The following is a 25,832-nucleotide window of genomic DNA, read 5'->3' on the forward strand; positions in this document are numbered from 1 at the left end:
AGAAGGATTTTTTTATTTTTGAACAATGAATCCAGAAACTTTCTATCCGTTATTTTTACAGTCATCCAAAATAACCATCGACAGCCGAAAAATTGAAAAGAATGACATTTTCTTTGCTTTTTCAGGTGAAAATTTCAACGCGGCCACTCTTGCAGAAGATGCCATAAATAAAGGAGCTTTCGCGGTTATTGTGGAACAGAGAGAATTCGAAAATAAGCAGAGAAAAATCTATTATGTTCCTTCGACTTTGGAATTTTTGCAGCAATTGGCGACGTACCATAGAAATCAGTTGAAAATTCCAGTTATCGCTTTAACAGGAAGTAATGGAAAAACGACTACAAAAGAAATAATCCACGCGGTTTTGTCGCAAAAATTTAATGTTCAGTACACTTTCGGAAACCTTAATAATCATATCGGAGTTCCCCTAACATTGCTTTCCATTAAACCTGAACACGAAATGGCGGTGATCGAAATGGGAGCGAACCATCAAAAAGAAATTGAACTTCTTTGTAAAATCGCACAACCCAATTTTGGCTATATCACCAACTTCGGAAAAGCACATTTGGAAGGTTTTGGCGGATTTGAAGGCGTAATTAAAGGAAAATCAGAACTATATGATGATCTAAAATCAAATGGGCAAACGATTTTAGTCAATGAAAATGATCCTATTCAATTTGAAAAAACGGAAAACTATTCACCCAAAATCACCTTTGGAAAAGAAGGTTCGGATTATTTCTTCGAAGAATTTTCAAAAGACAATTTCGTTGGTTTAAGTTTTAACGGAAATAAGGCACAATCGAAATTAACAGGAAATTACAATTTTACCAATCTCTGTGCTGCAGCGAGTTTAGGTTTTCATTTTGGATTAGAGTTCGCCCAAATAAGAGCTGCGATCCAAAATTATACGCCAACCAATATGCGTTCCCAAATTTTAGAAAAGAACGGGAAAACTTTTGTTCTGGATACGTACAACGCCAATCCAAGTTCGATGGCGGAATCTCTTAAAAATTTTAGCAAATTCGAGGGCTCAAAAACCATCATTATCGGCGATATGCTTGAATTAGGAACTGAATCTGAAGTGGAACATCAAAGTATTCTGGAATTGGCTAATTCAATGGGTTTTGATGAAATCATTACCGTTGGTAAACATTTCAAAAACGTAAATAAATCATCGCAAGCTTTTGAAAATTCGGCAGCACTTTCAGAATATTTACAATCTGAAAAAATCAGCTCAAAAAATGTATTGTTAAAGGCTTCACGCGGAATCGCTTTGGAAAAAGCATTGGAATTTATCAATTAATTCAAATCCCAATAATCGTTCAAAATAAGTTTGATATTTTTGAAAGTCATCGGGAAAACGTCACTCATAATTTCCTCCCTATTTTTCCAGGAAACCTCAGAAATCCCTTCTTCTATTTGAGGAACAGGCGTTTCGTCTCCTACAAAATTCATTCGGAACCAGTAGGTCGTTTTGAGGATTTTTTCCCCGTTTCTTTCATTATAAATATGAAAAGTATTGTTGAGAAATTCCTCTAAAATTAATTCCCTAATTCCGGTTTCTTCCTCCACTTCGCGAATTGCAGCTTGTTCCAGCGATTCGCCCTTCTCGATTTTACCTTTCGGAAGATCCCATTTTCCCATTCGTCGGATAAAGAGAATTTCGCCATTTTTATTGCTTACAACGCCACCTGCAGCTTCAACTACTTTGAACATGTGAGTGAAATCTTCCCATAAATCCTCGATATTTTCACCATAAACGTTAAGTTCCGGGCACGAAGTGTTCTCCAAAAGATCCACCGCAATTTCCAAAGTGGCAAAACCCTCGAACCGCAGTTTCTTTTCTATGTCTTCCGGATATTTACTTAAAGTTAATTTTTTTTCATTCACAAAAACTTTATACATTTGCAGCGTTTTAATCATACAAAAATATAAAAATGAATTTAGAAGGACGTAAAGTTGTGGTAAATAAATCGGTAAATGAGCTGGTTGAAATGCTAAACAAGCCCGAAGATTACAAAAATTTGATGCCGGAATCGCTGCAAAGTTTCGAAGTTCGAGACAACGGTTTTAAATTCAGTTTAAAAGGAATGCCGGAAATCGCCTTGACTATCGATGAGGTTTCCGACAAGCAAATCGTGTTGAAATCCGCAAGTTCAAGTTTGGATTTTGCTTTGACTGGAGCGATGAATCCGGTAAACGAAAATCAAACAGAAGTTCAGCTGCTTTTTGACGGAAAATTTAATCCGTTCATCAAAATGATGGTTGAGAAGCCACTACAGAATTTTATCAATTCACTTACAGATAATATTGAAAAACTGTAAGGTTCAATTAAAAATCCCTGAAATCTATTGGTTTCAGGGATTTTTATGTTCAAATTTTTCATTAGTTCGTATAACTCGCAAAGGCTTCTTCCAAACTTCCAAACTTTCCTTTGAATTCCTCAATGGGCGAATCTTGCATGATTTTTCCCTGGTGAATTAGAATCACTCTCGAACAAAGTGCTTCCACTTCCTGCATGATGTGTGTAGAAAGAATCACCGTTTTCTCTTTCCCAATTTCTTTTATCACATTTCTAATCTCGATGATTTGGTTGGGGTCAAGACCGTTCGTCGGCTCATCTAAAATCAGCAAATCCGGTGAGTGCAGGATTGCTTGAGCCAAACCCACTCTCTGTTTGTAGCCTTTTGAAAGCTGAGAAATTTTCTTCGATTTTTCTGGTACAATTCCTACGAGCGCAATGACTTCATCAAGCCTTTCTTTTGGAATTTTGTGAAGATCAGCAACAAAATTCAGGTATTCCTTCACGTACATTTCCTGATAAAGCGGGTTGTTTTCGGGGAGAAAACCTATGTTTTTTTTACTTTCAATATCGTTTTCTGTAATATCTTTTCCATTAAAGAGAATTTGTCCTTCATCAATTTTCAAAGCTCCGACTATCGATTTCATCAGCGTTGATTTTCCAGCGCCGTTTGGTCCCAAAAGCCCAATGATTTCGCTGTTTCCAATTTCAATGTTAACTTGGCTTAATGCAGTTTGCTCCCCAAATTTTTTGGTTAGTTCAATAACTTGAAGTGACATAAATGATATTTAATGGAATGCAAATTTACATTTATTAAGGAAATTTAGGATAATTTAAAATTTAATTTTATTCATCGGCACCGTAATTGATTTGCTGTTATGAAATTAAGAAGTCTTAAAATTACAGAGAAGAATCTCTAAAAAATGAAAAAAACCTCCTAGGAAAAGAAGGTTTTGATTGTAAAGTGAGCGCGATAGGATTCGAACCTATGACCGTCTGCTTAGAAGGCAGATGCTCTATCCAGCTGAGCTACGCACCCATTGCGGTAAAAAAAAATTCCCGAAGGAATTACTAAAAGTCGGGGCGGCAGGATTCGAACCTGCGACCTCCTGGTCCCAAACCAGGCGCGATGACCGGACTACGCTACGCCCCGAGAATTTTGTCCAAAGGTTGCGGAGGGTGTGGGATTCGAACCCACGCGACCCTTGCGGGTCGACAGTTTAGCAAACTGCTCCGTTAACCACTCCGGCAACCCTCCTTTGCAATATTTTGTAAGAACTTCTTTTCTGTAATTGCGAGTGCAAATATATAATAGTTTTCAATATTAACCAAAATTTTTTGCTTAATTTTTTTTGTATTTTTGAAACTTAAATCATCATAAATCATTTAACAATGCGTAATTCGTTATATTTCATCGGTTTAACTTCATTACTATTTTCTTGCGGTTCACAGAAACCTGTACAGAAAGTTGAAGCTAAACCAAAAACATCAATAACAACCAATCCAACTCCAAAAACTCCCGTTCCGCAAAAGCCGCAAGTGAAGCACGAAGGCAGCTATGATTTTTACAAAACCAATATTGGAGATGTAAGCAAAAACGACAATACAATCAGTTACGGCTCAATCGTTTCTGCTGATCCACAAGGTTTTAAAGTGGTAAAGGATTATTTTCCTGCGGTGGCTCAAAATTTTAGGCAGAAATACATCATCCTCCATTATACGGCGTTGAACGATGAAAAATCGGTTTCCGTTTTAACACAACAATCGGTGAGTTCGCATTATTTAGTTAACAATTTAGGTGATAAGGATATTTATCAGTTGGTTGACGAAAATAAACGATCTTATCATGCGGGAATCAGTGCTTGGAGGAATGACAAAATGCTGAATGACACCTCGATAGGAATTGAAATCGTAAATCCCGGTTATACGACCGATGCTTCGGGAGCAAAAATTTTCCCTGATTTTGATGAACATCAGATGAAAAAAGTGGCAGCTTTGGTAAAAGATATTGCAACGCGTTACATGATTCCGCCGACCAATATTTTAGCGCACTCCGATATTGCGCCCACAAGAAAACAGGATCCCGGTCCGAAATTTCCGTGGAAAAAACTGTATGACGAATTCCAAATAGGGATGTGGTATGATGATGCTTCTAAAGATGCATTTTTAAACCAAGCCAATTCCGAAGATTTTGCTTTGCAACAAAATACACCACAATTTATCTATAAATTTCAGTCAGCCTTGAAAACTTTTGGTTATGATTTGGCTGCATCTGGAACGATTGATGATGCTACGAAAAAGACAATCGAGGCTTTTCAATATCATTTCCGTCCACAGAAATATGATGGAATTATGGATGCCGAAACTTGGGCAATTTTACAGGCTTTAAACCAGAAATATCCTAATAAATAAATTCAAATTTCAATTCAGAATAATCCGGGCGACATTCAATCGCCCGTTTCTTATTTTGTTATCGGTGAAAATCAATTTTAAGGATTCCACAAAAAATCTTATCTTTTCCACAAATTATTTTTATGGAAAATTTCAGAAATGAAAGCGATTTATTGGGCACATTACAGGTTCCGCTTAATGCTTATTATGGAGTTCAAACACAGAGAGCGATTGATAATTTCAAAATTTCGGGGCAACATCTTTCCTCTTATCCTCACTTTATCGCGGCATTAGGAATGGTGAAAAAAGCCGCTGCAAAAACCAATTATGAATTGGGTTTGTTGGAGGAGAATCTCTACCAAAAAATTGCAGAAACCTGCGATGAACTGATTGCCGGAAAATACCACGATCAATTTCCAATCGACATGATTCAGGGTGGTGCAGGAACTTCCGTGAACATGAATGCGAATGAAGTCATCGCAAACGTAGTTTTAGAAAAATTAGGCAAAGAGAAAGGCGATTATCAGTTTTGTTCGCCAAACGACCATATCAATTTATCACAATCCACCAATGACGCTTATCCAACGTCCATCAAAATTGCGTTGTTGAATATGAACATCGAATTGGTGGAAAAACTCAAAAAAATTGTTGAAGCTTTCCGTGCAAAAGGGAAGGAGTTTTCAAAGGTCATCAAAATGGGAAGGACGCAGCTTCAAGATGCGGTTCCGATGACTTTGGGACAGGAATTTGAAGCTTTTGCGGCAACTTTGGAAGAAGATATTTCGAAACTCAACGCCAACGCCAATCTTTTCGTAGAAATCAACATGGGTGCAACTGCAATAGGAACGGGTTTGAATGCGCCGCTTGGTTACGCGAATTTGTGTGCGAAGAATTTAGCCCAACTTTCAGGTTTTCCAATTATTTCCGCACCAAATTTAGTGGAAGCAACTCCTGATACAGGTTCTTATGTGATTTATTCTTCGGCAATGAAACGTCTTGCGGTAAAACTTTCAAAAATTTGTAATGATTTGAGATTGCTTTCTTCGGGACCAAGAGCAGGATTTTTTGAAATCAACCTTCCGCCGATGCAACCCGGTTCTTCGATTATGCCAGGAAAAGTAAATCCTGTAATTCCGGAAGTAGTGAATCAGGTTTGTTACAAGGTGATCGGAAATGATTTAACAGTTACTTTCGCTTCAGAAGCAGGACAACTTCAATTGAATGTGATGGAGCCCGTTCTTTCTCATGCCATCATGGAAAGCAATATTTTCCTCGGAAATGCTTTAGATACCTTAAGGGAAAAATGCATTAACGGAATCACCGCCAATAAAGAAGTTTGCCTGAATATGGTGAAACACAGCATCGGAATTGTAACGGCTTTAAATCCATACATTGGATATAAAAATTCTACCGAAATTGCGAAAGAAGCTCTAGAAACAGGAAAGAGCGTTTATAATTTGGTTTTGGAAAAAGGAGTTTTGTCACAAGAAAAATTAGACGAAATTTTGGATCCCGAAAACATGTTGAATCCACATTAATTTGAAAATAACAGTAGGAACGGGCTTTAGCCCGTTTTTAAATAGTGGAAATTCCATTGGCTTTAGCCAAAATTGACAACCTTTAGTAAATATTTTTTTGTTTAATAAATATTTAATAACTAAAATCAATAATTTTAATAAAAATAAATGAAGAAATTTTTAACAACATTATCAATAATAGGAGCGATACTAATGACGAACGCACAAAAATTTGAAACAAAAAAAATCACCGATAAATCCGGTTACACTTACGAAACTGTACAAAACGACAAAACCGGAGTAAGAATTTATACCTTAAAAAACGGTCTCAAGGTTTATTTGGCAAAAAATGATGACGCACCGAGAATTCAGACTTATATTCCTGTAAGAACGGGGAGCAACAACGATCCCTCGGACAATACGGGTTTAGCGCATTATTTGGAACACATGATGTTCAAGGGAACTTCTAAATTGGGGAGTTCCGATTGGGAAAAAGAAAAAGTCCTGATTGCCCAAATTTCTGATTTGTACGAAAAACACAAAGCCGAAAAAGATCCCGAAAAAAAGAAGGCGATTTACAAAAAAATCGACGAAGTTTCCCAGGAAGCGAGTAAATACGCTATTGCAAACGAATACGACAAAGCCATTTCTTCACTCGGAGCAACCGGAACGAATGCACACACTTGGTTGGACGAGACCGTTTACAAAAACAACATTCCAAACAACGAACTCGAAAAATGGCTGAAAGTTGAAAAAGAGCGATTTTCAGAATTGGTATTGAGGTTGTTCCATACCGAATTAGAGGCGGTTTACGAAGAATATAACCGGGCTCAAGACAACGATTCCCGTTTGGTGAATTATGAATTGATGGACGCACTTTTCCCAAAACATCCGAACGGACAACAAACTACGATCGGAAAATCGGAACACTTGAAAAACCCTTCAATGGTCGCAATTCACAAATATTTTGACGAGTATTACGTACCAAATAATTACGCAATGGTTTTGGTGGGTGATTTAGATTTCGACAAAACTATAAAATTGGTTGATGAATATTTCGGGACTTTTAAATTCAAGGAATTGCCGATGAAGAAAATGGTTTCTGAAGAACCGATGACCAAAATCGTGGAAAGAACAGTGAAAAGTCCTTCCGCACCACGACTTCAAATGGCGTGGAGAACTGATTCTTACGGAACTCAGGAAGCTCGACTTGCAGATTTGGTTGCCAATATCTTGACCAATTCCGGCGAATCAGGTTTGATTGATTTGAACATCAACCAAAAACAAAAAGCGTTGCGCGCATTGGCTTATGAATCTGCTTTCAAAAATTATGGAGCTTTCTCGATGGTGATTGTTCCGAAAAATAACCAAACTTTAGATGATGCCAAAAAATTGTTGTTGGAGCAAATTGATTTAGTTAAGAAAGGTGATTTTCCTGATTGGCTAATTCCGGCAATCGTGAACGACATGAAAATCCAACGTATGAAAAGTTATGAAACTGCGGATGGTTTGGCGACACAACTTTACGAAACCTATATCAACAAACAAGATTGGGAACAAGAACTGAATGAAATCAATGAGTATGAAAAAATCACCAAAGCCGATGTGGTGAAGTTTGCGAACGATTTCTTTAAAGACAATTATGTAGTCATTAAAAAAGAAAAAGGTGTAAACGACAAATTGGTTCGAGTTGAAAATCCGGGAATTACGCCGATAAAACTCAACAAAGAATCGCAATCGCCATTCTTGAAAAATATTTTGAACGAGAAATCGTCTGAAATAAAACCGGAATTCATCGATTATGCAAAAGCCATTAAAACCGATAAAATTGGTGACAAAAAGGTAAGTTTTGTTGCGAATAAATACAACGATATTGCGCAAGTTCACTACATTTTTCCGTTTGGAAGCGATCATGATAAAGAGCTTGGTTTGGCGACACAAGTTTTGCAATATTTGGGAACCGATCGATTTTCTGCAGAAGATTTGAAGAAGGAATTCTTTAAGATCGGAATTACCAACGATTTCCGAACTGCACCTGATCAATTAATCATTTCATTAACTGGTTTGGAAGAAAATATGCCGAAAGGAATCGAGCTTTTGAAAAGTTGGATGCAAAACGCAAAACCTGACCAAAAAATATATCAGGAAACGGTGAAAACCATATTGGAAAGTCGCGATGTTGCCAAAAAAGACAAGGCAAGAATTATGAACGCACTTTCTAATTATGCCAAATTCGGTAAAGAATCAAGATTTACAGATGTGGTTTCAAAAGAAAGACTGAACGCCATTAAATCTGAAGAAATGACCAAGAAAATTCAGTATTTGCTGAAAATGCCTTACCAAATTTTCTTCTACGGAAAAGACTTCAACAAGTTTAAAAATTACGCGAAATCTTTTGTAGAAAAGGAAACCTTGAAAGTTCCTGCAAAGAAAAATTATCCTGAACCTGCAACAGAAGGAAAAGTGTTTTTCACCAATTATGACATGGTGCAAACCGAAATGAGCAAAGTAGGCAAGGGAAATAACGTTGACATTAAAAATTTTGGCAAAATCAATGTTTTCAACGAATATTTTGGTCGTGGTTTGTCATCAATCGTTTTCCAGGAAATTCGTGAGAGTAAGAGTTTGGCTTATTCTGCTTATGTTTCTTACGCCGCAAATGGCGAGTTAAACAAACCCGATTATGTGACGACCTATATCGGAACTCAAGCCAACAAGCTTCCACAAGCGGTAAATGCGATGGATGAATTGATGGCGAATCTTCCGCAAATTCCGGCGCAGTTTGACAATGCGAAATATTCTGCGTTGAAACAAATTGCTTCCGCGAGAATCAACAGAACCAACATCTTTTTTAATCAGTTAAACCTTAAAAAATTAGGCGTTGATTACGATTTAAGAAAAGACATTTACGCAGAAATCGGAAAACTGACTTTAGCTGAGTTAACCAATTTCTACAATACGGAAGTGAAGCCATTGAAATACAATACCGCCATCATCGGGAAAAATGAAAACCTTGATATGGATTCGATCAATAAAATGGGAACGTTCCAGGAAGTGAGCTTGGAAGAGATTTTTGGCTATTAAAAAAAATTATCCCCTATAACTAAAAAGTGAAATTTCGGTTTCACTTTTTTTATTTTTCAAAAATAAAATTGAAGTAATTTTGTTGATCTATTAAAGACTGAAAATTGCATCAAAAAAAAATATCGATTGTGATTGGGATTATGATTTCCAGTACAATTTTCGGGCAAGAATCCTACCTTTTCAGCAATGATAAGTACAGCGGAATCAACGCGGCGATAATTTCGCCAACTCAAACATTTCTCAATCCAAATCCGTGGGATGTGAATTTGATTGCAGAAAATGTCTTTGTTCAAAACGATTATGGGTACATTTCTCAGGAAAGTATTTTAGGTTTAAGAAATGCCTCCATCCAAACCGCAAGTCCAAGAAAAAATATTACAGGTGAGAACACGCCCGATGTTTTTGATTTTTACAACAAAAATTTTGCAACTTATCATTTCAGCTCAGATGTGTTAGGACCTTCTTTCAGTCTCAAAACCAAAATCAAGGAGAAAGGCTTTGCTTTTGGCTTATTTTCAAGACTTCGAACTCAAACCGCTGCAGTACGGGTAGACAATTATTTGCGCTTTGGTAATCAAAATTACCAAGAACCAGAGTTTTATGAATTAAAGCCGGTAAAAGTAAATGTCATGAATTGGGCAGAATTTGGATTTAATTTTGCGACAGAAGTTTTCCCAAATTCCAATTATCAGTGGATTATTGGTGGAAATTTGAAATACGGGATGGGATTGGATGCAGTGGTGGTCAAAAGTGCTGAAATGGAATTGACCAGAACTACAATTGTTGATGCAGACGGAGTTTCCAAAGATTTAATTTCGGCTCACAATTTCGACATCGAAGCGAGTTATGCCACCAATTACAATTTCGACTCCAGCAAATATGAATTGAAAAGGCGTGGAAATGGAGCAGGAGTTGACCTGGGCTTAACTTTCGTTAATAAGGATGAAAATTCAGAGGATTATATTTCAAAAATCAGTTTTAACATACTTGACGTAGGATTTGTGAATTTTCTGGGAGAAAACCACCGATTTACTGGTCAGTCGATTCAGCTTACAGAAAATTCAACCTTTGAAAATAAAAAATTTGATACGCCGCAGAAAATTCTACAAACAGTAAGTCAGGAAGTTTATGGAAGTCCTACTGCCTCTTTTCAGGGAAATCACTTTACAGTTGGCTTGCCGACAAGCGTTAATCTGAACTTCAGCAAAAATGTTGGTGAAAATAGATACATGAATGCAAACTGGATTCAGCGTGTGCCAATTTTTGAAAATTCCTTGAAAAGAAGCAATATTTTGCACCTTTCCTATTCCGTGCAAAAACCGGTGATTGGTTACGGAGTATCGACTTCCCTTTACGAATATCGAAATTTGCAATTTGGCGGTTATTTCAGAATTGGTCCTTTGATTATAGGGAGCGAAAATGCACTTCCATTACTGTTTAAACATAAAAAGCTTCATGCCGCAGATTTATACCTTGCCCTAAAATTTTATCCGTTTTGGGACAACGATTTGAAGAGGCACCGCCGCAAAAAATGTAACTGTGATTAAAATTTTTAATCAATAACAAAAAAAATGGGTGATTTGACGGTTTTGTTATTGAAAATAATTACGCATATTTGTAATGTGAAACATAACAATGAGAGCTCAATTTACATAGGATCAAAATGAATAATTGAGAAAAAACTGTGCCCATGAAAGCTGAAGTTCCGGAATTTTTTTCCGGAACTTTTTTAGGTGAAGACAGGATCGCCATCTCCGTCCTGAAAGATCGGTTCAAAATCTTCCGGCAGGATTTCCAGCAATTTTTTATGAAACAGGTAACGTCTCTCTAAATCTTTTTGGTGAATCTTTGGGAACTTTTTCTTATTAAAACTTTCGTTTAATTCAGTTTGATAAGAGGTGAGGACCTTTACTCTATGATCTCTGATAAAGTTTTGTAGAAAAAATACGAAGTTCTTTCTTTTGCCAAAAAAATAGGAAATTTTCAAATGTCCATCACGCAGATTAAGTAAGGAACATGCTTCAATATTTCCATATTCGTCAAAAATCTTCACCCAAAAATACTTGAATTCTTTCGCATAGCTAGAGAATAGATAATCTTTTTCTACATTATTTCCCTCCAAAACCCAAGGATTATTCATAATCCAAGTAATCTCTTCGGAAGCTCTATGCTTTTCAAACTGTTCCAAAAATATAGAGCTTGCTTCATCCACAAAATCCTTTATTTCAAAACTGATTTGGTGCGTTTTTGTAAATTGATTATTAAAAGAAATAACAGAATTGGCCACAAAATCTGCAATTTGAAAAATAGGTTTAAATCGCATTAAACTCTTTTTTTTCCTCGGAACTATTTCGCCCAGGTCACTTTTGAAATAATATCGATTTCCGGTTTTAGGGGTGATGTAATGGAATTGTTTTGTTTTATTGTATAGGCTTTCTGCTTCTTTGGTGAATTCCGTGATGCCTATTTTCCCGTCATATTTTTCAAACACTTTTTCTAAAAGTTGCTGTGCAATCCGTTTTCCGCGAAAATTTTCACTTACATACAGCGTGCTCAACCAAGCAAATTTTATTTCTTGTTTTAATCTGTCTGGGAAGGTTCCTAAATAACCTGCAAGTTTTTCACCTTCAAAAGCGAGTGTGAGCAAAACGTCTTCATCATCTGCTTTTTCATTTTTAATTTGTGACAAAGCTCGATGCTTCGTAATCGGAAGAAAATCGAATGTGCTGTATTCACCAGAGTTCACAAATGATTCCAGTTCTTTTTTATTTAAACATAGAAGTGTAATCATATCCTGCGAATTGTATTTTTGTTGAACAGCTTTTTAAGATTGAAATAGGCGGTTTCTTCCTTTAAGGTCTGTTCTGCAACCTTGCCATTTTCCATCGGGATTCTTTGGAAGTTTTTAGAAAAACTGTCAAATTTTATTCCTGCGCAACCAAAACTACAAAATAGATTTTGATTCTTAAAAACTTCGTCGAAAAATTCTTGTTTTACGCCGAAATCGGTAAACGGAAACGCAAAGCTTTCGTGGATGAAATTATTTTGCTTGATATAATGTCTTGCTTGGTCGGTGTTTTCAACTTGTTGATGCAAGGTCAAATCTTTATATAGTGGGTGGTCAAAACCGTGATTGGAGATTCCAAATCCTTTTTGTGAAATTTTTTTGAGTTGCTCTAAAGCCATATAAGGTTTCTGATGCTGTAAAAATTCCTGAAAATCAATTTCTAAAAGCTCCGCAATTTGGTCTAAAATCTTTCTGTTTTTATAACTGATTTCATTAATTTTTTGTTTTAAAACCTCTTTTGATGATAAGCCTGTTTCCAGAATTTTATAAATTTCTGGGTTTAGATTCCTTATGTTATTTAAAACATCAACCACTAAACTTGCTTTACAGCGAAACATCAACTCTTTATTATCGATGAATTTTGGATTGATAAAGTTGATGGCATAAATCCCCTTTCGCTCTAAAATCGGAGCAACCACATCGTAAAATTCCCTAAGTCCGTCATCGAAGGTTAATAGCGCAATTTTCTTTTTTGGTTTAAAATTTCCTGTTTGAAAATCTTTAAACTCATCCCAATTCACAAACTGAAAATGCTTTAAAGTAAAATCGAGGTCTTTTTCAAAATCTTTTATGTTATTATAATGTATAATGTGCTTTAAATGTGGCAAATGCTCATCAGAAACGGTGTGGTAAACCGGGATGAAATGATTTAGTGGAAAAGATTTTCCGAAATCGTCCCCTTGAAATCTTGATGAAAAAGTGATGAGGTTCTGCTTGAAAGACATATTCAAAAGTAATAAAAAAATCCACAGAAAATTCTGCGGATTTTTGTTGTTTCATGGATCTTTGTTCTTGGCTCTTTTACTTCACCACCTTCATTTCATCAATCAACCATCTGGAATTGGCGAATTTATCAATGATGAAAAGAATATACTTCGTATCCACCATAATATTTCTGGAGAATTTTGGGTCGTAGTTAATGTCGCTCATCGTTCCTTCCCATTGTCTATCGAAGTTTAGTCCGATCAAGTTTCCATACGCATCCAAAGCCGGACTTCCAGAATTTCCACCAGTAGTGTGGTTTGTTGCCGTAAAGTTTACCGGAACATCACCGTTTGAATTTTTGTAAATTCCGTAATCTTTTTTGTTGTAAAGTTCGATGAGTTTTTTCGGTAAATCAAACTCGTAATCTCCCGGAATATATTTTTCGATAACACCGCTTAAATGGGTTTGATAACCGTAATACAAAGCATCTCTCGGATTGGAACCAGCAACTTTTCCATAAGTTACACGAAGAGTTGAGTTCGCATCAGGGAAAAATTTGCGGTCTTTATCGGTTTCCATTTGTTGCGCCATAAATTTCTTCTGGTTGGCGTCAATTTGCTGTTGTAAAGAGGATACTTTCCCATCGGTAGAAGTCATGTAACCTTCTCTGAGAGCGGAAAATAACTTCATCAAAGGATCATTCTTTAAATTTTGAACCAACGCATTTTGGTCAGCAAAAACTTTATTAATGTCCGAATAAGTTGTTGCTCCATTCATGGAACCTCTTCCCGTAATCACAGAATTTTTGGATAAATTTTCGATGGTTTGAAGATTTTGAGCCTCGTTTTTATATTGCTCAAAACCAGCTGGTAAAAACTGTTTCGGAGCTTTGTTGGCGTAATGCGCAAGCAATTTTGCTGTTACTTTTGCATCCAATTCAGCATCAAAGTCTTTGTAAACTCCCGAAAGTCTGTTTTTGAAACCTTCCAAAGTTTTTGCATCCATTTTTCCGGCTTCTACAGCTGCGATAAAATTGTAATAGTTATTGGCAAGAGTTAAAGTTTCAGCGTTTCTCACGGTTTCGCCATAATAAGCTCGGTTCAACGCATAAGGAGCTTGTTCGTTGTAAAGTCGGTTCAGCTCATCCAAAGTTGTTTTCACGGCAGGATTTTTTGAAATCAGCATCTGCTCATATTTTTGCTTTTTTCCTGCGGCATCAGATTTTGTGAGTCCTTCTACTTCACCTTTCCATTTTTTCCAAGAGTTTGCGATGCTTGCATATTTTGAGGCATATTTTATCTTTGTTGCAGCATCAGAACGCATTTTTTCGTCCAAAGTTTTCAACGCGATGTCTCGAACGCTAATCATTGCAGGATCAATCTCGGTTCTGATTTTTTCTACCGCAATTGCGGGTAAATATTCCTGCGTTCTCCCTGGAAATCCATAAACAAATGTAAAATCTCCCTCTTTTTTCTCCTTCATAGAAACCGGAAGAAAATGTTTCGGCTTATAAGGAATGTTGTCTTTGCTGTATTCTGCAGGTTTGTTGTTTTTGTCGGCATAAATTCTAAACATCGAAAAATCGCCTGTGTGGCGTGGAAAAACCCAATTATCGGTATCCGAACCATATTTCCCGATAGAACTTGGCGGAGCTCCCACCAAACGTACATCTTTGTAGGTTTCTATAATGTACGCGTAGTATTTGTTTCCGTAATACATCGGTTTTACAGAAATCGTTTGATAGCTTTCAATTTTCTGAGATTTTTTGTAATTCTCAATATTTTCATTGATTTTTTTGGTTAAATCTGCGCTTTCCAAACCTTGCGTTCCCGCTAAAATGGAGGATGTAACTTCTTTTATGTCAGCAATAAAATCTACCGTAACTCCAGGATTTGGCAATTCTTCGCCCATGTTTTTTGCCCAAAAACCGTTCGTCAACAGATCATTTTCTACCGTAGAATGACTTTGAATATTGTCATAACCGCAATGATGGTTGGTTAAAAGCAAACCTTTCGGAGAAATAATTTCCGCGGTGCAACCGCCGTCAAACTGAACTACGGCATCTTTAATACTCGCTTTTTGCGTATCGAATAATTGTTTTGCAGGAATTTTCAGTCCCATTGCTTTCATTTCCTTTTCGTTTACTTCCGTGGGAATCCACATTCCACCGTATTGCTGCGCAAAAGCCATTACAGCCGGAACAATGATTGCCGAAAGCAAAAAACTTCTCTTTATCATGAATTAAAATTTTAAAATTGATTGCTAAAAATACGGAATTTTAGGGAAATGAAAAACCTACGCCAATTCCCCAGTCATTGCGAGGAACGAAGCAGTCTAGGGTGGCGAAAATTCGCAGAATTTTTGACGGAATGGTTTATATTTTTACGAATTGTTCTTTGCTTAACAAGCGATAAATCGTGCATCTACAATTTTTGGACAAAACGGATTCATTGGTAAAATCCTGCGGATTTTGCACAAATTGCGATGTTTCCCTACGCAAACTTCATGTTTTGAATTCTCACCGCATTCAAAATTGCTAATAGTGCAACGCCAACATCCGCAAAAACCGCTTCCCACATTGTGGCCAAACCTCCCGCTCCTAAAATTAAAACAATGGCTTTTACACCAAACGCCAAAACAATATTTTGCCAAACAATTTTTTTTGTTTCCTTTCCGATTTTTATCGCGACCGGAATTTTTGAAGGTTTATCGTCCTGAATCACAACATCTGCAGTTTCAATCGTGGCATCGCTTCCCAATCCGCCCATTGCAATTCCAACATCGCTTAAAGCAACAACTGGCGCGTCATTTACGCCGTCTCCGATGAAAGCGACACTTTCATTTTTGGATTTGAGTTCCTTTAATTTATTCACTTTATCTTCTGGAAGTAAGTCTCCAAAATAGTTGGAAATTCCCAAATTTTCGGCAACTTCTTTTACAACTGCGGTTTTATCGCCGCTCAACATCGTGGTTTTAACTTTCATGTTTCTTAACAAAGAAATTGTTTCAGCAGCATCTTCCTTTATTTGGTCTGAAATGGTGATATAACCGACAAATCTCCGGTCATAGGCAACAGCAATCAAAGTTTCAGAAACATTTTGATGATTGATGTTGTGTTGAACTCCAAATTTTTCCATCAGCTTGAAATTTCCTGCCATCATTTCTTTGCCTTGAATGGTTCCTTTCAAACCGTGTCCTGCAATTTCTTCCACATTTTCAATAGAAATAGAATGATCAATTTCTCCCGCAAATTCATTTATTGCAGTCGCAATCGGATGTGTGGATTTGCTTTCGAGAAGATTTAGGTATTTCATGGTCTCTTCTTTATTGAATCCATCCTGAAAATGAACTTTCTGTACTTTGAAAACACCTTTCGTCATGGTTCCTGTTTTGTCCATCACTACATGTTGAACATTCGCCAAAATATCTAAAAAATTGCTTCCTTTAAATAGAATTCCGTTTTTGCTTCCGGCCCCAATTCCACCAAAATATCCAAGGGGAATCGATATTACCAAAGCACATGGACAGGAAATCACCAGAAAAATCAAAGCGCGATACAACCAGTTGCGAAAAATATAATTTTCTACAAAAAAGTAGGGTAGAAGCATAATTGCAATCGCGAGAAAAACTACAACCGGCGTATAAATTTTCGCAAATTTTCGGATGAAAAGTTCGGTTTTTGCTTTTTGGGAAGTGGCGTTCTGGACCATTTCCAAAATTTTTGAAAGTTTGGAATCCTGAAATTTGGTATTGATTTTAACCGAAGAAACCGTGTTCAAATTAATCATTCCTGCCAAAACTGTGTCGCCGCTTTTTTTCGTATCAGGTTTGCTTTCTCCTGTTAAAGCAGCGGTGTTGAAAGAAGCACTTTCTGAAATTAATTCTCCATCCAAAGCTAATTTTTCGCCGGGTTTTAATTGGATGATTTGACCAATTTCTGCATGTTGTGCTTTGATGGTTTTGGGAATTTCATTTTCTAAAATAGTCACTTCATCCGGACGTTGGTCGAGCAAAGTTTTGATGTTTGATTTGGCTTTTTGCACCGCCATCGACTGAAAAACTTCACCCACTGAATAAAAAAGCATTACCGCAACTCCTTCCGGATATTCGCCAATGGCAAAAGCACCAATTGTTGCAATCGACATCAATAAAAATTCAGAAAAAAAGTCACTATAACGAATGCTGTGAAATGCCTCTTTCATAACAGGAAAACCAACGGGAATGTAAGCAGAAAGGTAAAAAACAAATCTAACCCAACCCGCAAACCAAGCAGGTTTTAGAAAATGGTCGAGAAAAATTCCTATCAATAAAAGTGAAAAAGAAATTATTGCAGGAAAGAACATCTGAAAAGTTGATTTCCCCTCTGAAGCATGAGAATGGTCGTGGTCATGTTCATCGTTTTCCTGATGTTGGTGCGTGTCTGCTTGAGGTTGTTTTTGAGGCGTTTTCGGTTCGTGGCTGCAACATTCCTGGGACATTTTTTAATATTTTTTTCTGACGAAATATACAAATTAAGCACCAATATTTTTTATGTGGCATCACTTTTGTCCGTGAATTTTAAAATAAACAATGGAACCTCTACTTCAACAAATCTTATCGTTATTGGTACTTGCAATTCCGATTGCGTGTGTGGCATGGACGGTAACTCACGAAGAAATCTTCAAAGAACCAAGAGAATATTGCGTGAAAAAATCGCAGGAATGCAGAAAGTTGCTGGAAAGAAAATTCTTTTACCTTTTTACCTGCGAGTATTGTTTCAGCCATTACGTAACAGCAATTTTTTTGTTCATTACTGAGTTTAAATTGCTTTATGAAGATTGGCGCGGTTATTTGGTTTCGTTCTTTGCCTTGGTTTTTGTCGCCAATGTTTACATGAGTTTGTTCGGCTATTTAAGACAAAGTTTAAAATCTGAAAAAATTGAAGCGAAATTGAAAGACAACGAATGGCACGAAGTTAAAGAGGAAATGGAAGAAAAAAAAGACCAATAGAAATCACTAATCACAAAAATAAAAGTTATGGAAAGTACAGAAAGATTGCAAAGATTTGCATATGACGATTACACGGTTGTAACGAATTTCGAAACATTTGCCGATGCGGAAAATTACGCCAGCGAAAAGGGCGGTGAGTTAATTGAAGTAGGTTTCACGGATGGTTCTGATAATCCGATGCCGAATACAACAGGAAATTTAATTGCCGACAGAAAAACGTTCAGAGTTGGATTAGATCCCGAATATCAAGTTATTTATTCCGATGATCCAAAGTTTCAGGAAATGGCGGAAATTATTTTGGAAGATATGAAGGAAAAGGAAAATGATGTCGCTCCTGAAGATTGGATCGGTGATCAAAATATTGCTCCGGGTGACCGAATCATCATCGTAAAAAATGGTGAAGTAAATACAGTGACCACAAGAGAGAGAATCAAATATTTGATGCGCGGAAACGTTTACGAACTAGCGGTAAAAGAACCAAAAACAGAAGTTTCTGAATAAGAAAAAAGAAGATACTTAAAAAAGAGCCTGTCCTTTGAGACAGCCTTTTTTTATGAAACATATTCCTCGGTTCCGTCAGGAATTACATTTCCTGTCATAATTTTTTGATGGAATCGGCGCGGCGAAGCCGCGCCGATTCCCCATTATTTATCTGCTGCAAGAAGTCGTCATTCCAAACGAAGTGAGGAATCCTCAAGACTAAAATTTAGGTTGTTATTTATTTTCGTAGATGAAAGACATTTCCTCGCAATGCTCGAATCACGAATCACGAAGCCTGTAACTCGTATCTCTCATCAAATGTCACTTGTCTCGCTGCGAATAATTTCTGCCTTTTTTGCCAATTCTTTTGGATCTTCCGTGGTGTTGTAATACAGCCATTCCATTGCGCGAGGAAATTCTTGCGACCAAAAAAACTCCTGATGTTTTCCTTCAGGATTGATGCTTATTTTGAAATCGAATTGGAGGGAGTGTGAATCTTCCCAACCTTCCATAGTTTTCTCAAAACGCTCGATTCGTTCGGTCATTTGTGAGCCTTCCTGTTCACCGCCGTACATATAAACTTTAATGTTGTAAGGATTTTTAAAGTTCATCTGCGGAAAATTATTCTCTGGATTTACCCAAAGTGAAGGTGAGAAAATCATCAGTTTGGAATACACTTCAGGATAAAGAAAACCGCTGTAAATGCTGATTAATCCTCCTAGAGAACTGCCGCCAATTCCTGTGAATTCCCTTTCAGGTTTTGTGCGGTAAACGGAATCTACATAAGGTTTCAGAGTGTCTGCAAGAAATCGGATATACTTTTTACCTTCCGCATTTTCGGTGATGGAATTGTAGTCTAGAACATATTCTTTAATCCGGTCTTCACTTCCGTTTTCAATCGCTATAATGATGACGTCTCCTCTTCCATATTCAGCAAGGATTGACATTTTTTTGTCGATTTCCCAATTTCCATATGCAGAACCTTCATTGAAGAGATTTTGCGCATCCTGTAAATAGAGAACCGGGTATGTTTTATCTGTATTATGATAATTATATGGTAGTAACGCCCAAATTTTGCGAGTTCTGTTGAGTTGGGGAATAAAGAATTTTTCGGAGATAATTTCCACAATCGGGAAAAATTCTTTCTTGAAAGGACCCCAATTGATTCTCCATTTTTCAACGGTGTCAGTGGTTTTACTCTCTGCTTTGATTGTTTTTCTGTTGGGAGTAATGTTTCCAAAACGGTCTATTTCCACATTCTCCCAACCTCCTCGAGTGAATTTATATTCTATGTTTTCTGGAAGCGTTTTGTCATCAATGTCTATAGAATAAGTGTTTTTGGCAATTTCTTTTAATTCGAACTGCGAATCTCTGGGATCCCATTTATTGAAATTTCCGGTGATGTAAACAGGTCTTTTGTCGTCTTCCAGCGAGGTGATTGTGAAATTCATTTTCTTCAGCATTCAATTTTTGAATTGTAAAATTAATATTTATTTTATTAGCTTCATCCGATGTTTCTACTTTTCGGCCTTTTTTTAAAAAAGATCTAATTTCTAACCATTGAAGTTTGATTTGTTAAGGATGATGTTGGATGTTTTTTAAAGTTTTAATATTATTATTTTTAATTTTTTAAAATGGTAGTGGTCTTGTTTAAAAAAAATTACTATTTTTATAAAACAATTAAATACTATTTATTATGAAAAAACTTTACTTCGGGATTCTCATGTTATCAAGTCTTACATGGGCTTCCGCACAAATTAACACTATCGTAAATTTTGAAGGTAGTACAGCTTTACCAACTGGTTGGACAGAATCTGGTGGAGCCGCGGTTTCAAACGTCAATACGTGTGCAGGAAATTCATTGCGGGATAATTTATATGCTTCTAGTGCTACTGGAACATTTTCAAGTCCGTCATTTACATCTTCCAACGGTAAAGAAATAGTTGTAAGTTTTGACTATAAAGTCATTAACTTTACAGGAGCATCAACTCCACCGGGAACGGCAACACCGGCAGGATGGGGTTCTTCAACGCTACAATATACAATTGATGGGGGTACAACATGGGTTGATTTGTTAGTGATCAACGACAGCAATCACGTTGTTTCGACAAGTTGTGCCACTAAAACGGCAACAATTCCTGCAGGAACAGTACCAACAGGAACTTCAGTGCAGATGAGGTTTAATCATGTGAGACTTGCAGGAGATTGGTATATTTACCTTGATAACATTAGTATTCAGCAAGCTTTTTCTGCAGAAACGGTTGATTGGGGAAATCTTCAATGGCCACCGAATGGAACTGCAAATGTAGGTGCTGCTTTTGACGCCTATGGTCAAGTTTATAAAGCTGGAGTTACTGAACCCGCTGGACAGGGAGCTGGAATTAATGCGTGGGTTGGTTACAGCACTTCTAATACAGATCCTTCAACTTGGTCCAATTGGATTCCGGCAACTTATAATGCTGCAGGTCCTTCCAATAATAATGATGAATACTCTGCGAACATTGGTGGAGCAATTGCTGCACCTGGAACGTATTATTATGCAACAAGATATAACTACAACGGAGGAGCGTACTATTATGGCGGATATAACGCTACTGGTGGTGGAGCATGGGACGGTACAAACAACGTAAACGGTGTATTATCAGTATTGGCTCCTGTAGGATTTGCCTGCAATAATCCTATTCAAATTTCGTCATTGCCGTATTCAACTTCTGATAATACATCTAACTATGGCGATTATATTGACGGAACTCCTGGTGCAACAGGTTGCGGAAGTACAAGCAATTATTTAAACGGAAATGATGTTTTCTATTCCTATACCCCTACATCAGACGGTGCTATTGATGTTACAATGACTCCAGGTGGAACTTGGTCTGGAATATTCGTCTATACTTCTTGCAGCAATATAGGAACTGGATGTGTTGCTGGTGTTGCAAACTCGGGGTCTACTCCTAGAGTAATTACCGCTATGCCTGTTACAGCTGGAACAACCTATTACTTTGTGATTTCTACATGGGCTGCTCCGCAAACTGTCTCTTATCAATTGCAGATTTCTCAACATGTAATGGGAGTGTCAAACGGTGTGAAAGCGAGTAATGTAGAAATTTATCCGAATCCAACCTCTGATGTGCTTAATGTAAAAGGAATGACTCCGGCTTCTGTTAAAGTTTTTGCAATGGATGGTAAAGCTGTTCCTGTAGCATTTGATGGTAGTATAATCAACATGCATAAATTGCCGGCAGGTGCTTACATAGTTCAAATTACCGATAAAGAAGGAAACACTGTTTCAAAAAGAATTGTTAAGAAATAAATTTTTCTGAATTATTATTAAGCGTTCCTGAATCTTTCGGGAACGTTTTTTTTGTTTTTAATACGAAAAGTTTCTCACAGTATTTGCAATTAAAATTTAGTGCTATTTTTTCAGAAAATAAGGATTAATTCGTATATTTCCCCTACGAAATCCAATAAACCATTGTCATGCAAAACGTTCGTCCATACTCCTTGTTTACCGATCACGATATCTACCTTTTCCGTGAGGGAAAACATTACAAACTTTACGATAAATTCGGCTCTCATTCCGCCGAAATTGATGGATTAGAAGGGGTTTACTTTGCGGTTTGGGCACCATTTGCAAAAGAAGTTTCCGTGATTGGGAATTTTAATGGATGGCATTCTGAAGCACACAAACTCTATCCAAGATGGGACGGTTCCGGAATTTGGGAAGGATTTATTGCCGGTTTGAATTGGGGAAATGTTTACAAATACGGCATTAGAACCAACAAAGGAGTTTTACTTGAAAAAGGTGATCCTTTCGCTTTGAGTTGGGAACAAAATATTCAGGCAGGTTCCTTAATTTCAACAACTTGGTTTGAATGGGACGACAAAAAATGGATGGCGGAACGATGGAAAAAAAATTCCCTCGACGCGCCAATGTCGGTTTACGAAATGCACCTCGGTTCATGGATGCGCGGAACAGATGATCCTCAAAAATTCTTTAATTACAGAGAAATTGCGGAAAGATTAGTTCCTTATGTCAAAGAAATGGGTTTTACTCACGTCGAATTTATGCCGGTGATGGAATATCCTTACGATCCAAGTTGGGGTTATCAAGTGACGGGGTTTTTTGCCGCAACTTCGCGTTTTGGTTCACCGCAAGATTTGATGTATTTGATTAATGAACTTCACAACAGTAACATTGGTGTCATTCTAGATTGGGTTCCTTCCCATTTTCCGGGGGATGCGAATGGTCTGCATTTCTTTGATGGAACTTTCCTTTATGAACATGAAGACCCGAGAAAAGGTTTTCATCCCGATTGGAAATCCCACATTTTCAATTATGGAAGACCTGAAGTGAAATCGTTTTTAATTTCCAATGCGATGTTTTGGCTCGACCGTTATCATGCAGACGGACTTCGTGTTGATGCGGTAACTTCAATGCTTCACCTCGATTATTCAAGAAATGAAGGAGAGTGGGAACCCAATAAATTTGGTGGAAACGTGAATCTTGAAGCCAAAGAATTTTTACAGGAATTCAACAAAGCGGTTTATAAAGAGTTTCCCGATATCATGACGATTGCGGAAGAAAGTTCAGACTTTCCCATGCTCACAAAACCCGTTCACGACGGCGGGGTTGGTTTCGGAATGAAATGGATGATGGGATGGATGCACGACACGCTGAAATATTTCAAAGAAGACCCCATTAACAGAAAATACCACCACAACAAATTGACCTTTGGCTCAATGTACGTGTATAATGAAAATTATATGATGCCACTTTCTCACGATGAGGTGGTACACGGAAAAGCGAGCTTAATTTACAAAATGCCGGGAGATGAATGGCAGAAATTTGCCAATCTTCGTGCGCTTTACACGTATATGTTCACGCATCCCGGTGCGAAACTTCTGTTTATGGGGAATGAATTTGCACAAACCAACGAATGGAATTTCACCCGAAGTCTCGATTGGCATTTATTGAATTATCCCGTCCATAAAGGAATGCAGGAGTTTGTAAAAGATTTAAATCATCTTTATACGAGCGAACCCGCACTTTATGAAAACAACTTTAAACCCCAAGGAATGGAATGGGTGGAAGCGAATGACGGCAATAATTCCATCTATATTTACTTAAGAAAAGGAAAAAAGGAAGATGATGTTTTAATGACGGTTTTGAACTTAACTCCAAGAGTTTTTGATTATAAAATTGGCGTAGATGAAGGAAGCAATTGGGAAGTCATTCTTAATTCTGATGACGAAAAATATGCAGGAAGCGGAGTTGCCGCAGAAATCGTGGACGAAGAAGATGATGAATGGATGTACCGCCCAAACGCAATTATCTTAAAACTTCCACCACTTTCGGGGGTAATTTTAAAACAGAAAAAAGCAGCGAAGAAAAAAGTTTTCAAACCAAAAGCAGTTGTGGCAAAACCTAAGACAACGAAAAAAATCGCTTCAGAAGAAGAAGTGATACAAAAGAAAGTAGCAGCTAAAAAGACGGTTGCAAAAACTTCAGGAAAAATAACCGAAGCTTCAAAACCAAAAACGGCTCGGAAAAAACCTGAGGATACTTTAAATCAGCCAAAAGAAGATATTGCATCTTTGACTTTAAAAGATAAACCAAAACCGGTTAGAAAAACTACAGTGAAAAAAGAGGTTTCCGAGAAAGTTGCCGCTCCAAAAACTTCTCGCTTGAAAAAAGCCACCGATGAAGCCGCCGCAGAAATGAAGAAAATTGTGGAAAGTCCGAAGACGGAAGTGCGAAGTAGGAAAAAAAACAATGATTATATTTAAAATATAAAAGACAAAAACAAAGTTCATGTTTTACACGTCGTATCACGAAACTTGTAACTCGTAACTCAATAAACGATGAAAATTTTCAACCTTTCCATGGAATGTTATCCTGTCGCAAAAGTCGGTGGACTTGCCGATGTAGTGGGAGCATTGCCAAAATATCTCAACAAAATCGATGGAGTAGAAGCAAGCGTGATTATGCCGTGGTACAACAAACCTTTCGTGCACGACCACAGTTTTGAAATCGTTTTCGACGGTTGGATTCACCAAAGTCACCATGCTTTTCAAGTTCAGGTGATGAAGGAAAGAGGTAAAACGCTTGGTTTCGATTTGTATTTGGTGAAAATTCCCGGACTTCTCGACCGAGATAATCCGTATGGATATTGGGATGAAAGTCAACAGTTTCTCGCTTTTCAACACGGTGTTTTGCATTGGTTGACTGCCATGAAAATTCGTCCCGATGTCCTTCATTGCCACGATTATCACACCGGTTTGGTTCCGTTTATGATTGAAAATTGCCCGGAATTTAGTTTCTTGAAGGGCGTGAAAACCATCGGAACCATTCACAATGGTGAATATCAAGGTCAGATGAAATGGGACATGCTGAATTATTTTCCGTGGTTTAGAGGAGATAAAGTGGGACTTTTGGATTGGGATGGATACATCAATCCTTTGGCGACGATGCTGAAATGTTGTCACGCTTTCAATGCGGTTTCCGAAGGTTATTTGCAGGAACTTTTCCAAAGTTTAAAAGGTCTTGAATCGCTTGTTCAACAGGAACATTCAAAAGCTTACGGAATTATCAACGGTATCGATACCGAAGTTTGGAATCCCGAAACCGACGCTTTCCTCGACTTTAATTTTGGTAAAAAAAATGCGCTCGAAGGAAAGTGGAAAAACAAAAAAGAACTTTGCGAAGAATACGGTCTAAATCCCGATTTGCCGCTCTTCAGTTTCATCGGAAGATTTGCGGTTGAAAAAGGCGCAGATTTACTTCCCGAAATCGTGTGGAAAAGCATTCAGCAAACGTATGGCGCCTTAAACATCATGATTTTGGGTTCCGGTGAAAAACACGTGGAACATCAGTTGAGCGAATTGAGTTACAGCTACTCGAACTTTGCTTTGGATTTGGGTTACAAGGAATATCTTTCCCACAAAATTTATGCGTCGTCTGATTTCCTTTTGATGCCTTCAAGAGTGGAACCGTGCGGACTGAACCAAATGTACGCAATGCGTTACGGAACCGTTCCCGTTGTGCGTTACACCGGTGGATTGCGCGACACGGTACAAGATATTTCCACCGGCGGAAGCGGAATTAATTTTGGAAGCGCCACTGCGGAAGATGCGGTTCATGCGATGCATCGTGCGCTACACATTTACCATGAGAATGGTTTGATGGATTCTTTGGTACACTCCAACATGAATTATGATTTTTCTTGGGAGAAATCGGCGGAGAAATATCTGGAGTTGTACGAGAAATAGGAGATTTTCTACACGGTAAATATTTCCAGGA

Annotated in this window: 18 protein-coding genes and 3 tRNA genes; 11 read left to right on the plus strand and 10 right to left on the minus strand. The window is 37.5% G+C overall.

Annotation, left to right across the window (positions count from 1 at the left end; translation table 11 throughout):
- The first annotated feature begins 25 nt into the window (after positions 1 to 25).
- Positions 26 to 1,300, plus strand: coding sequence for a UDP-N-acetylmuramoyl-tripeptide--D-alanyl-D-alanine ligase (locus J4771_RS00175; RefSeq protein ID WP_224135480.1), 1,275 nt, complete (start codon positions 26 to 28; stop codon positions 1,298 to 1,300).
- Here the strand turns inward: J4771_RS00175 and J4771_RS00180 are convergent.
- A complete protein-coding gene (locus J4771_RS00180; protein ID WP_224135481.1) occupies positions 1,297 to 1,902 on the minus strand; it encodes an NUDIX hydrolase in 606 nt (201 codons plus the stop codon). The two genes, J4771_RS00175 and J4771_RS00180, sit on opposite strands and share 4 nt — an antisense overlap.
- Before the next feature lie 32 nt (positions 1,903 to 1,934).
- Between J4771_RS00180 and J4771_RS00185 the strand changes: the two genes are divergently transcribed.
- Positions 1,935 to 2,321 carry an SRPBCC domain-containing protein gene (locus tag J4771_RS00185; RefSeq protein WP_224135482.1) on the plus strand — a complete coding sequence of 129 codons (387 nt, stop codon included), beginning with the start codon at positions 1,935 to 1,937 and terminating at the stop codon, positions 2,319 to 2,321.
- A 61-nt stretch (positions 2,322 to 2,382) separates the two neighbouring features.
- Here J4771_RS00185 and J4771_RS00190 read toward each other — a convergent pair whose 3' ends face one another.
- The 4 genes from J4771_RS00190 to J4771_RS00205 form a co-directional block, all read right to left on the minus strand.
- Positions 2,383 to 3,078, minus strand: a complete 696-nt coding sequence (locus J4771_RS00190; RefSeq protein WP_224135483.1) for an ABC transporter ATP-binding protein — start codon at positions 3,076 to 3,078, stop codon at positions 2,383 to 2,385.
- Between the two features lie 186 nt (positions 3,079 to 3,264).
- Positions 3,265 to 3,338: transfer RNA gene (locus J4771_RS00195), tRNA-Arg, on the minus strand.
- Positions 3,339 to 3,377: 39 nt separating this feature from the next.
- Positions 3,378 to 3,452 (minus strand) — tRNA-Pro (locus J4771_RS00200).
- Positions 3,453 to 3,472: 20 nt separating this feature from the next.
- Positions 3,473 to 3,557, minus strand: a tRNA-Ser gene (locus J4771_RS00205).
- Positions 3,558 to 3,691: 134 nt separating this feature from the next.
- Here J4771_RS00205 and J4771_RS00210 point away from each other — a divergent pair.
- From J4771_RS00210 to J4771_RS00225, 4 genes are all read left to right on the plus strand, one after another.
- Positions 3,692 to 4,711 carry an N-acetylmuramoyl-L-alanine amidase gene (locus tag J4771_RS00210; RefSeq protein WP_224135484.1) on the plus strand — a complete coding sequence of 340 codons (1,020 nt, stop codon included), beginning with the start codon at positions 3,692 to 3,694 and terminating at the stop codon, positions 4,709 to 4,711.
- A 122-nt stretch (positions 4,712 to 4,833) separates the two neighbouring features.
- Positions 4,834 to 6,228 carry an aspartate ammonia-lyase gene (gene aspA / locus J4771_RS00215; RefSeq protein ID WP_224135485.1) on the plus strand — a complete coding sequence of 465 codons (1,395 nt, stop codon included), beginning with the start codon at positions 4,834 to 4,836 and terminating at the stop codon, positions 6,226 to 6,228.
- A 147-nt stretch (positions 6,229 to 6,375) separates the two neighbouring features.
- The gene (locus J4771_RS00220; RefSeq protein WP_224135486.1) at positions 6,376 to 9,291 is read left to right on the plus strand and encodes a M16 family metallopeptidase; all 2,916 of its coding nucleotides are present in this window, start codon (positions 6,376 to 6,378) and stop codon (positions 9,289 to 9,291) included.
- A 140-nt stretch (positions 9,292 to 9,431) separates the two neighbouring features.
- Positions 9,432 to 10,838: a hypothetical protein gene (locus J4771_RS00225; protein ID WP_224135487.1), complete on the plus strand. Its 1,407-nt coding sequence runs from the start codon at positions 9,432 to 9,434 to the stop codon at positions 10,836 to 10,838.
- A 182-nt stretch (positions 10,839 to 11,020) separates the two neighbouring features.
- On the opposite strand, the gene J4771_RS00230 is transcribed toward J4771_RS00225, so the two are convergent.
- The 4 genes from J4771_RS00230 to J4771_RS00245 all read right to left on the minus strand — a co-directional run bounded on the left by J4771_RS00230 (position 11,021) and on the right by J4771_RS00245 (position 17,541).
- Positions 11,021 to 12,082 (minus strand): GNAT family N-acetyltransferase, encoded by a 1,062-nt coding sequence (locus tag J4771_RS00230; protein ID WP_224135488.1) that lies wholly within the window; start codon positions 12,080 to 12,082, stop codon positions 11,021 to 11,023.
- Complete coding sequence (locus tag J4771_RS00235) at positions 12,079 to 13,083, minus strand: polysaccharide deacetylase family protein (protein ID WP_224135489.1); 1,005 nt, start codon at positions 13,081 to 13,083, stop codon at positions 12,079 to 12,081. The genes J4771_RS00230 and J4771_RS00235 overlap by 4 nt, the downstream gene beginning before the upstream one ends.
- A gap of 76 nt (positions 13,084 to 13,159) precedes the next feature.
- Complete coding sequence (locus J4771_RS00240; protein WP_224135490.1) at positions 13,160 to 15,301, minus strand: S46 family peptidase; 2,142 nt, start codon at positions 15,299 to 15,301, stop codon at positions 13,160 to 13,162.
- Positions 15,302 to 15,555: 254 nt separating this feature from the next.
- On the minus strand, positions 15,556 to 17,541 hold the full coding sequence (locus tag J4771_RS00245; protein WP_224135491.1) for a heavy metal translocating P-type ATPase: 1,986 nt from the start codon (positions 17,539 to 17,541) through the stop codon (positions 15,556 to 15,558).
- Between the two features lie 91 nt (positions 17,542 to 17,632).
- On the opposite strand from J4771_RS00245, the gene J4771_RS00250 reads away from it, so the two are divergent.
- Both J4771_RS00250 and J4771_RS00255 read left to right on the plus strand, forming a co-directional pair.
- Positions 17,633 to 18,052, plus strand: coding sequence for a hypothetical protein (locus tag J4771_RS00250; protein WP_224135492.1), 420 nt, complete (start codon positions 17,633 to 17,635; stop codon positions 18,050 to 18,052).
- 27 nt (positions 18,053 to 18,079) lie between these two features.
- Positions 18,080 to 18,553, plus strand: a complete 474-nt coding sequence (locus J4771_RS00255) for a hypothetical protein (protein WP_224135493.1) — start codon at positions 18,080 to 18,082, stop codon at positions 18,551 to 18,553.
- A 293-nt stretch (positions 18,554 to 18,846) separates the two neighbouring features.
- Here J4771_RS00255 and J4771_RS00260 read toward each other — a convergent pair whose 3' ends face one another.
- Positions 18,847 to 19,983 (minus strand): alpha/beta hydrolase, encoded by a 1,137-nt coding sequence (locus tag J4771_RS00260; RefSeq protein ID WP_224135494.1) that lies wholly within the window; start codon positions 19,981 to 19,983, stop codon positions 18,847 to 18,849.
- A gap of 245 nt (positions 19,984 to 20,228) precedes the next feature.
- On the opposite strand from J4771_RS00260, the gene J4771_RS00265 reads away from it, so the two are divergent.
- The 3 genes from J4771_RS00265 to J4771_RS00275 all read left to right on the plus strand — a co-directional run bounded on the left by J4771_RS00265 (position 20,229) and on the right by J4771_RS00275 (position 25,801).
- Positions 20,229 to 21,842 carry a T9SS type A sorting domain-containing protein gene (locus J4771_RS00265; RefSeq protein WP_224135495.1) on the plus strand — a complete coding sequence of 538 codons (1,614 nt, stop codon included), beginning with the start codon at positions 20,229 to 20,231 and terminating at the stop codon, positions 21,840 to 21,842.
- 167 nt (positions 21,843 to 22,009) lie between these two features.
- Positions 22,010 to 24,319 carry a 1,4-alpha-glucan branching protein GlgB gene (gene glgB / locus J4771_RS00270; protein ID WP_317196355.1) on the plus strand — a complete coding sequence of 770 codons (2,310 nt, stop codon included), beginning with the start codon at positions 22,010 to 22,012 and terminating at the stop codon, positions 24,317 to 24,319.
- A 75-nt stretch (positions 24,320 to 24,394) separates the two neighbouring features.
- Entirely contained in the window at positions 24,395 to 25,801 is a 1,407-nt protein-coding gene (locus J4771_RS00275; protein WP_224135496.1) for a glycogen synthase, read from the plus strand.
- Positions 25,802 to 25,832 lie beyond the last annotated feature (31 nt).

This window comes from Candidatus Kaistella beijingensis (assembly GCF_020084865.1).
Classification (GTDB): Bacteria; Bacteroidota; Bacteroidia; order Flavobacteriales; family Weeksellaceae; genus Kaistella; species Kaistella beijingensis.

Coding starts and splice junctions, on each gene's coding strand:
- J4771_RS00220 (WP_224135486.1), top strand. CDS start 6,376: ATGAAGAAATTTTTAACAACATTATCAATAATAGGAGCGATACTAATG.
- J4771_RS00225 (WP_224135487.1), top strand. CDS start 9,432: ATGATTTCCAGTACAATTTTCGGGCAAGAATCCTACCTTTTCAGCAAT.
- J4771_RS00230 (WP_224135488.1), bottom strand. CDS start 12,082: ATGATTACACTTCTATGTTTAAATAAAAAAGAACTGGAATCATTTGTG.
- J4771_RS00180 (WP_224135481.1), bottom strand. CDS start 1,902: ATGTATAAAGTTTTTGTGAATGAAAAAAAATTAACTTTAAGTAAATAT.
- J4771_RS00240 (WP_224135490.1), bottom strand. CDS start 15,301: ATGATAAAGAGAAGTTTTTTGCTTTCGGCAATCATTGTTCCGGCTGTA.
- aspA (WP_224135485.1), top strand. CDS start 4,834: ATGGAAAATTTCAGAAATGAAAGCGATTTATTGGGCACATTACAGGTT.
- J4771_RS00260 (WP_224135494.1), bottom strand. CDS start 19,983: ATGAATTTCACAATCACCTCGCTGGAAGACGACAAAAGACCTGTTTAC.
- J4771_RS00245 (WP_224135491.1), bottom strand. CDS start 17,541: ATGTCCCAGGAATGTTGCAGCCACGAACCGAAAACGCCTCAAAAACAA.
- J4771_RS00235 (WP_224135489.1), bottom strand. CDS start 13,083: ATGTCTTTCAAGCAGAACCTCATCACTTTTTCATCAAGATTTCAAGGG.
- glgB (WP_317196355.1), top strand. CDS start 22,010: ATGCAAAACGTTCGTCCATACTCCTTGTTTACCGATCACGATATCTAC.
- J4771_RS00275 (WP_224135496.1), top strand. CDS start 24,395: ATGAAAATTTTCAACCTTTCCATGGAATGTTATCCTGTCGCAAAAGTC.
- J4771_RS00255 (WP_224135493.1), top strand. CDS start 18,080: ATGGAAAGTACAGAAAGATTGCAAAGATTTGCATATGACGATTACACG.
- J4771_RS00210 (WP_224135484.1), top strand. CDS start 3,692: ATGCGTAATTCGTTATATTTCATCGGTTTAACTTCATTACTATTTTCT.
- J4771_RS00250 (WP_224135492.1), top strand. CDS start 17,633: ATGGAACCTCTACTTCAACAAATCTTATCGTTATTGGTACTTGCAATT.
- J4771_RS00265 (WP_224135495.1), top strand. CDS start 20,229: ATGAAAAAACTTTACTTCGGGATTCTCATGTTATCAAGTCTTACATGG.
- J4771_RS00185 (WP_224135482.1), top strand. CDS start 1,935: ATGAATTTAGAAGGACGTAAAGTTGTGGTAAATAAATCGGTAAATGAG.
- J4771_RS00175 (WP_224135480.1), top strand. CDS start 26: ATGAATCCAGAAACTTTCTATCCGTTATTTTTACAGTCATCCAAAATA.
- J4771_RS00190 (WP_224135483.1), bottom strand. CDS start 3,078: ATGTCACTTCAAGTTATTGAACTAACCAAAAAATTTGGGGAGCAAACT.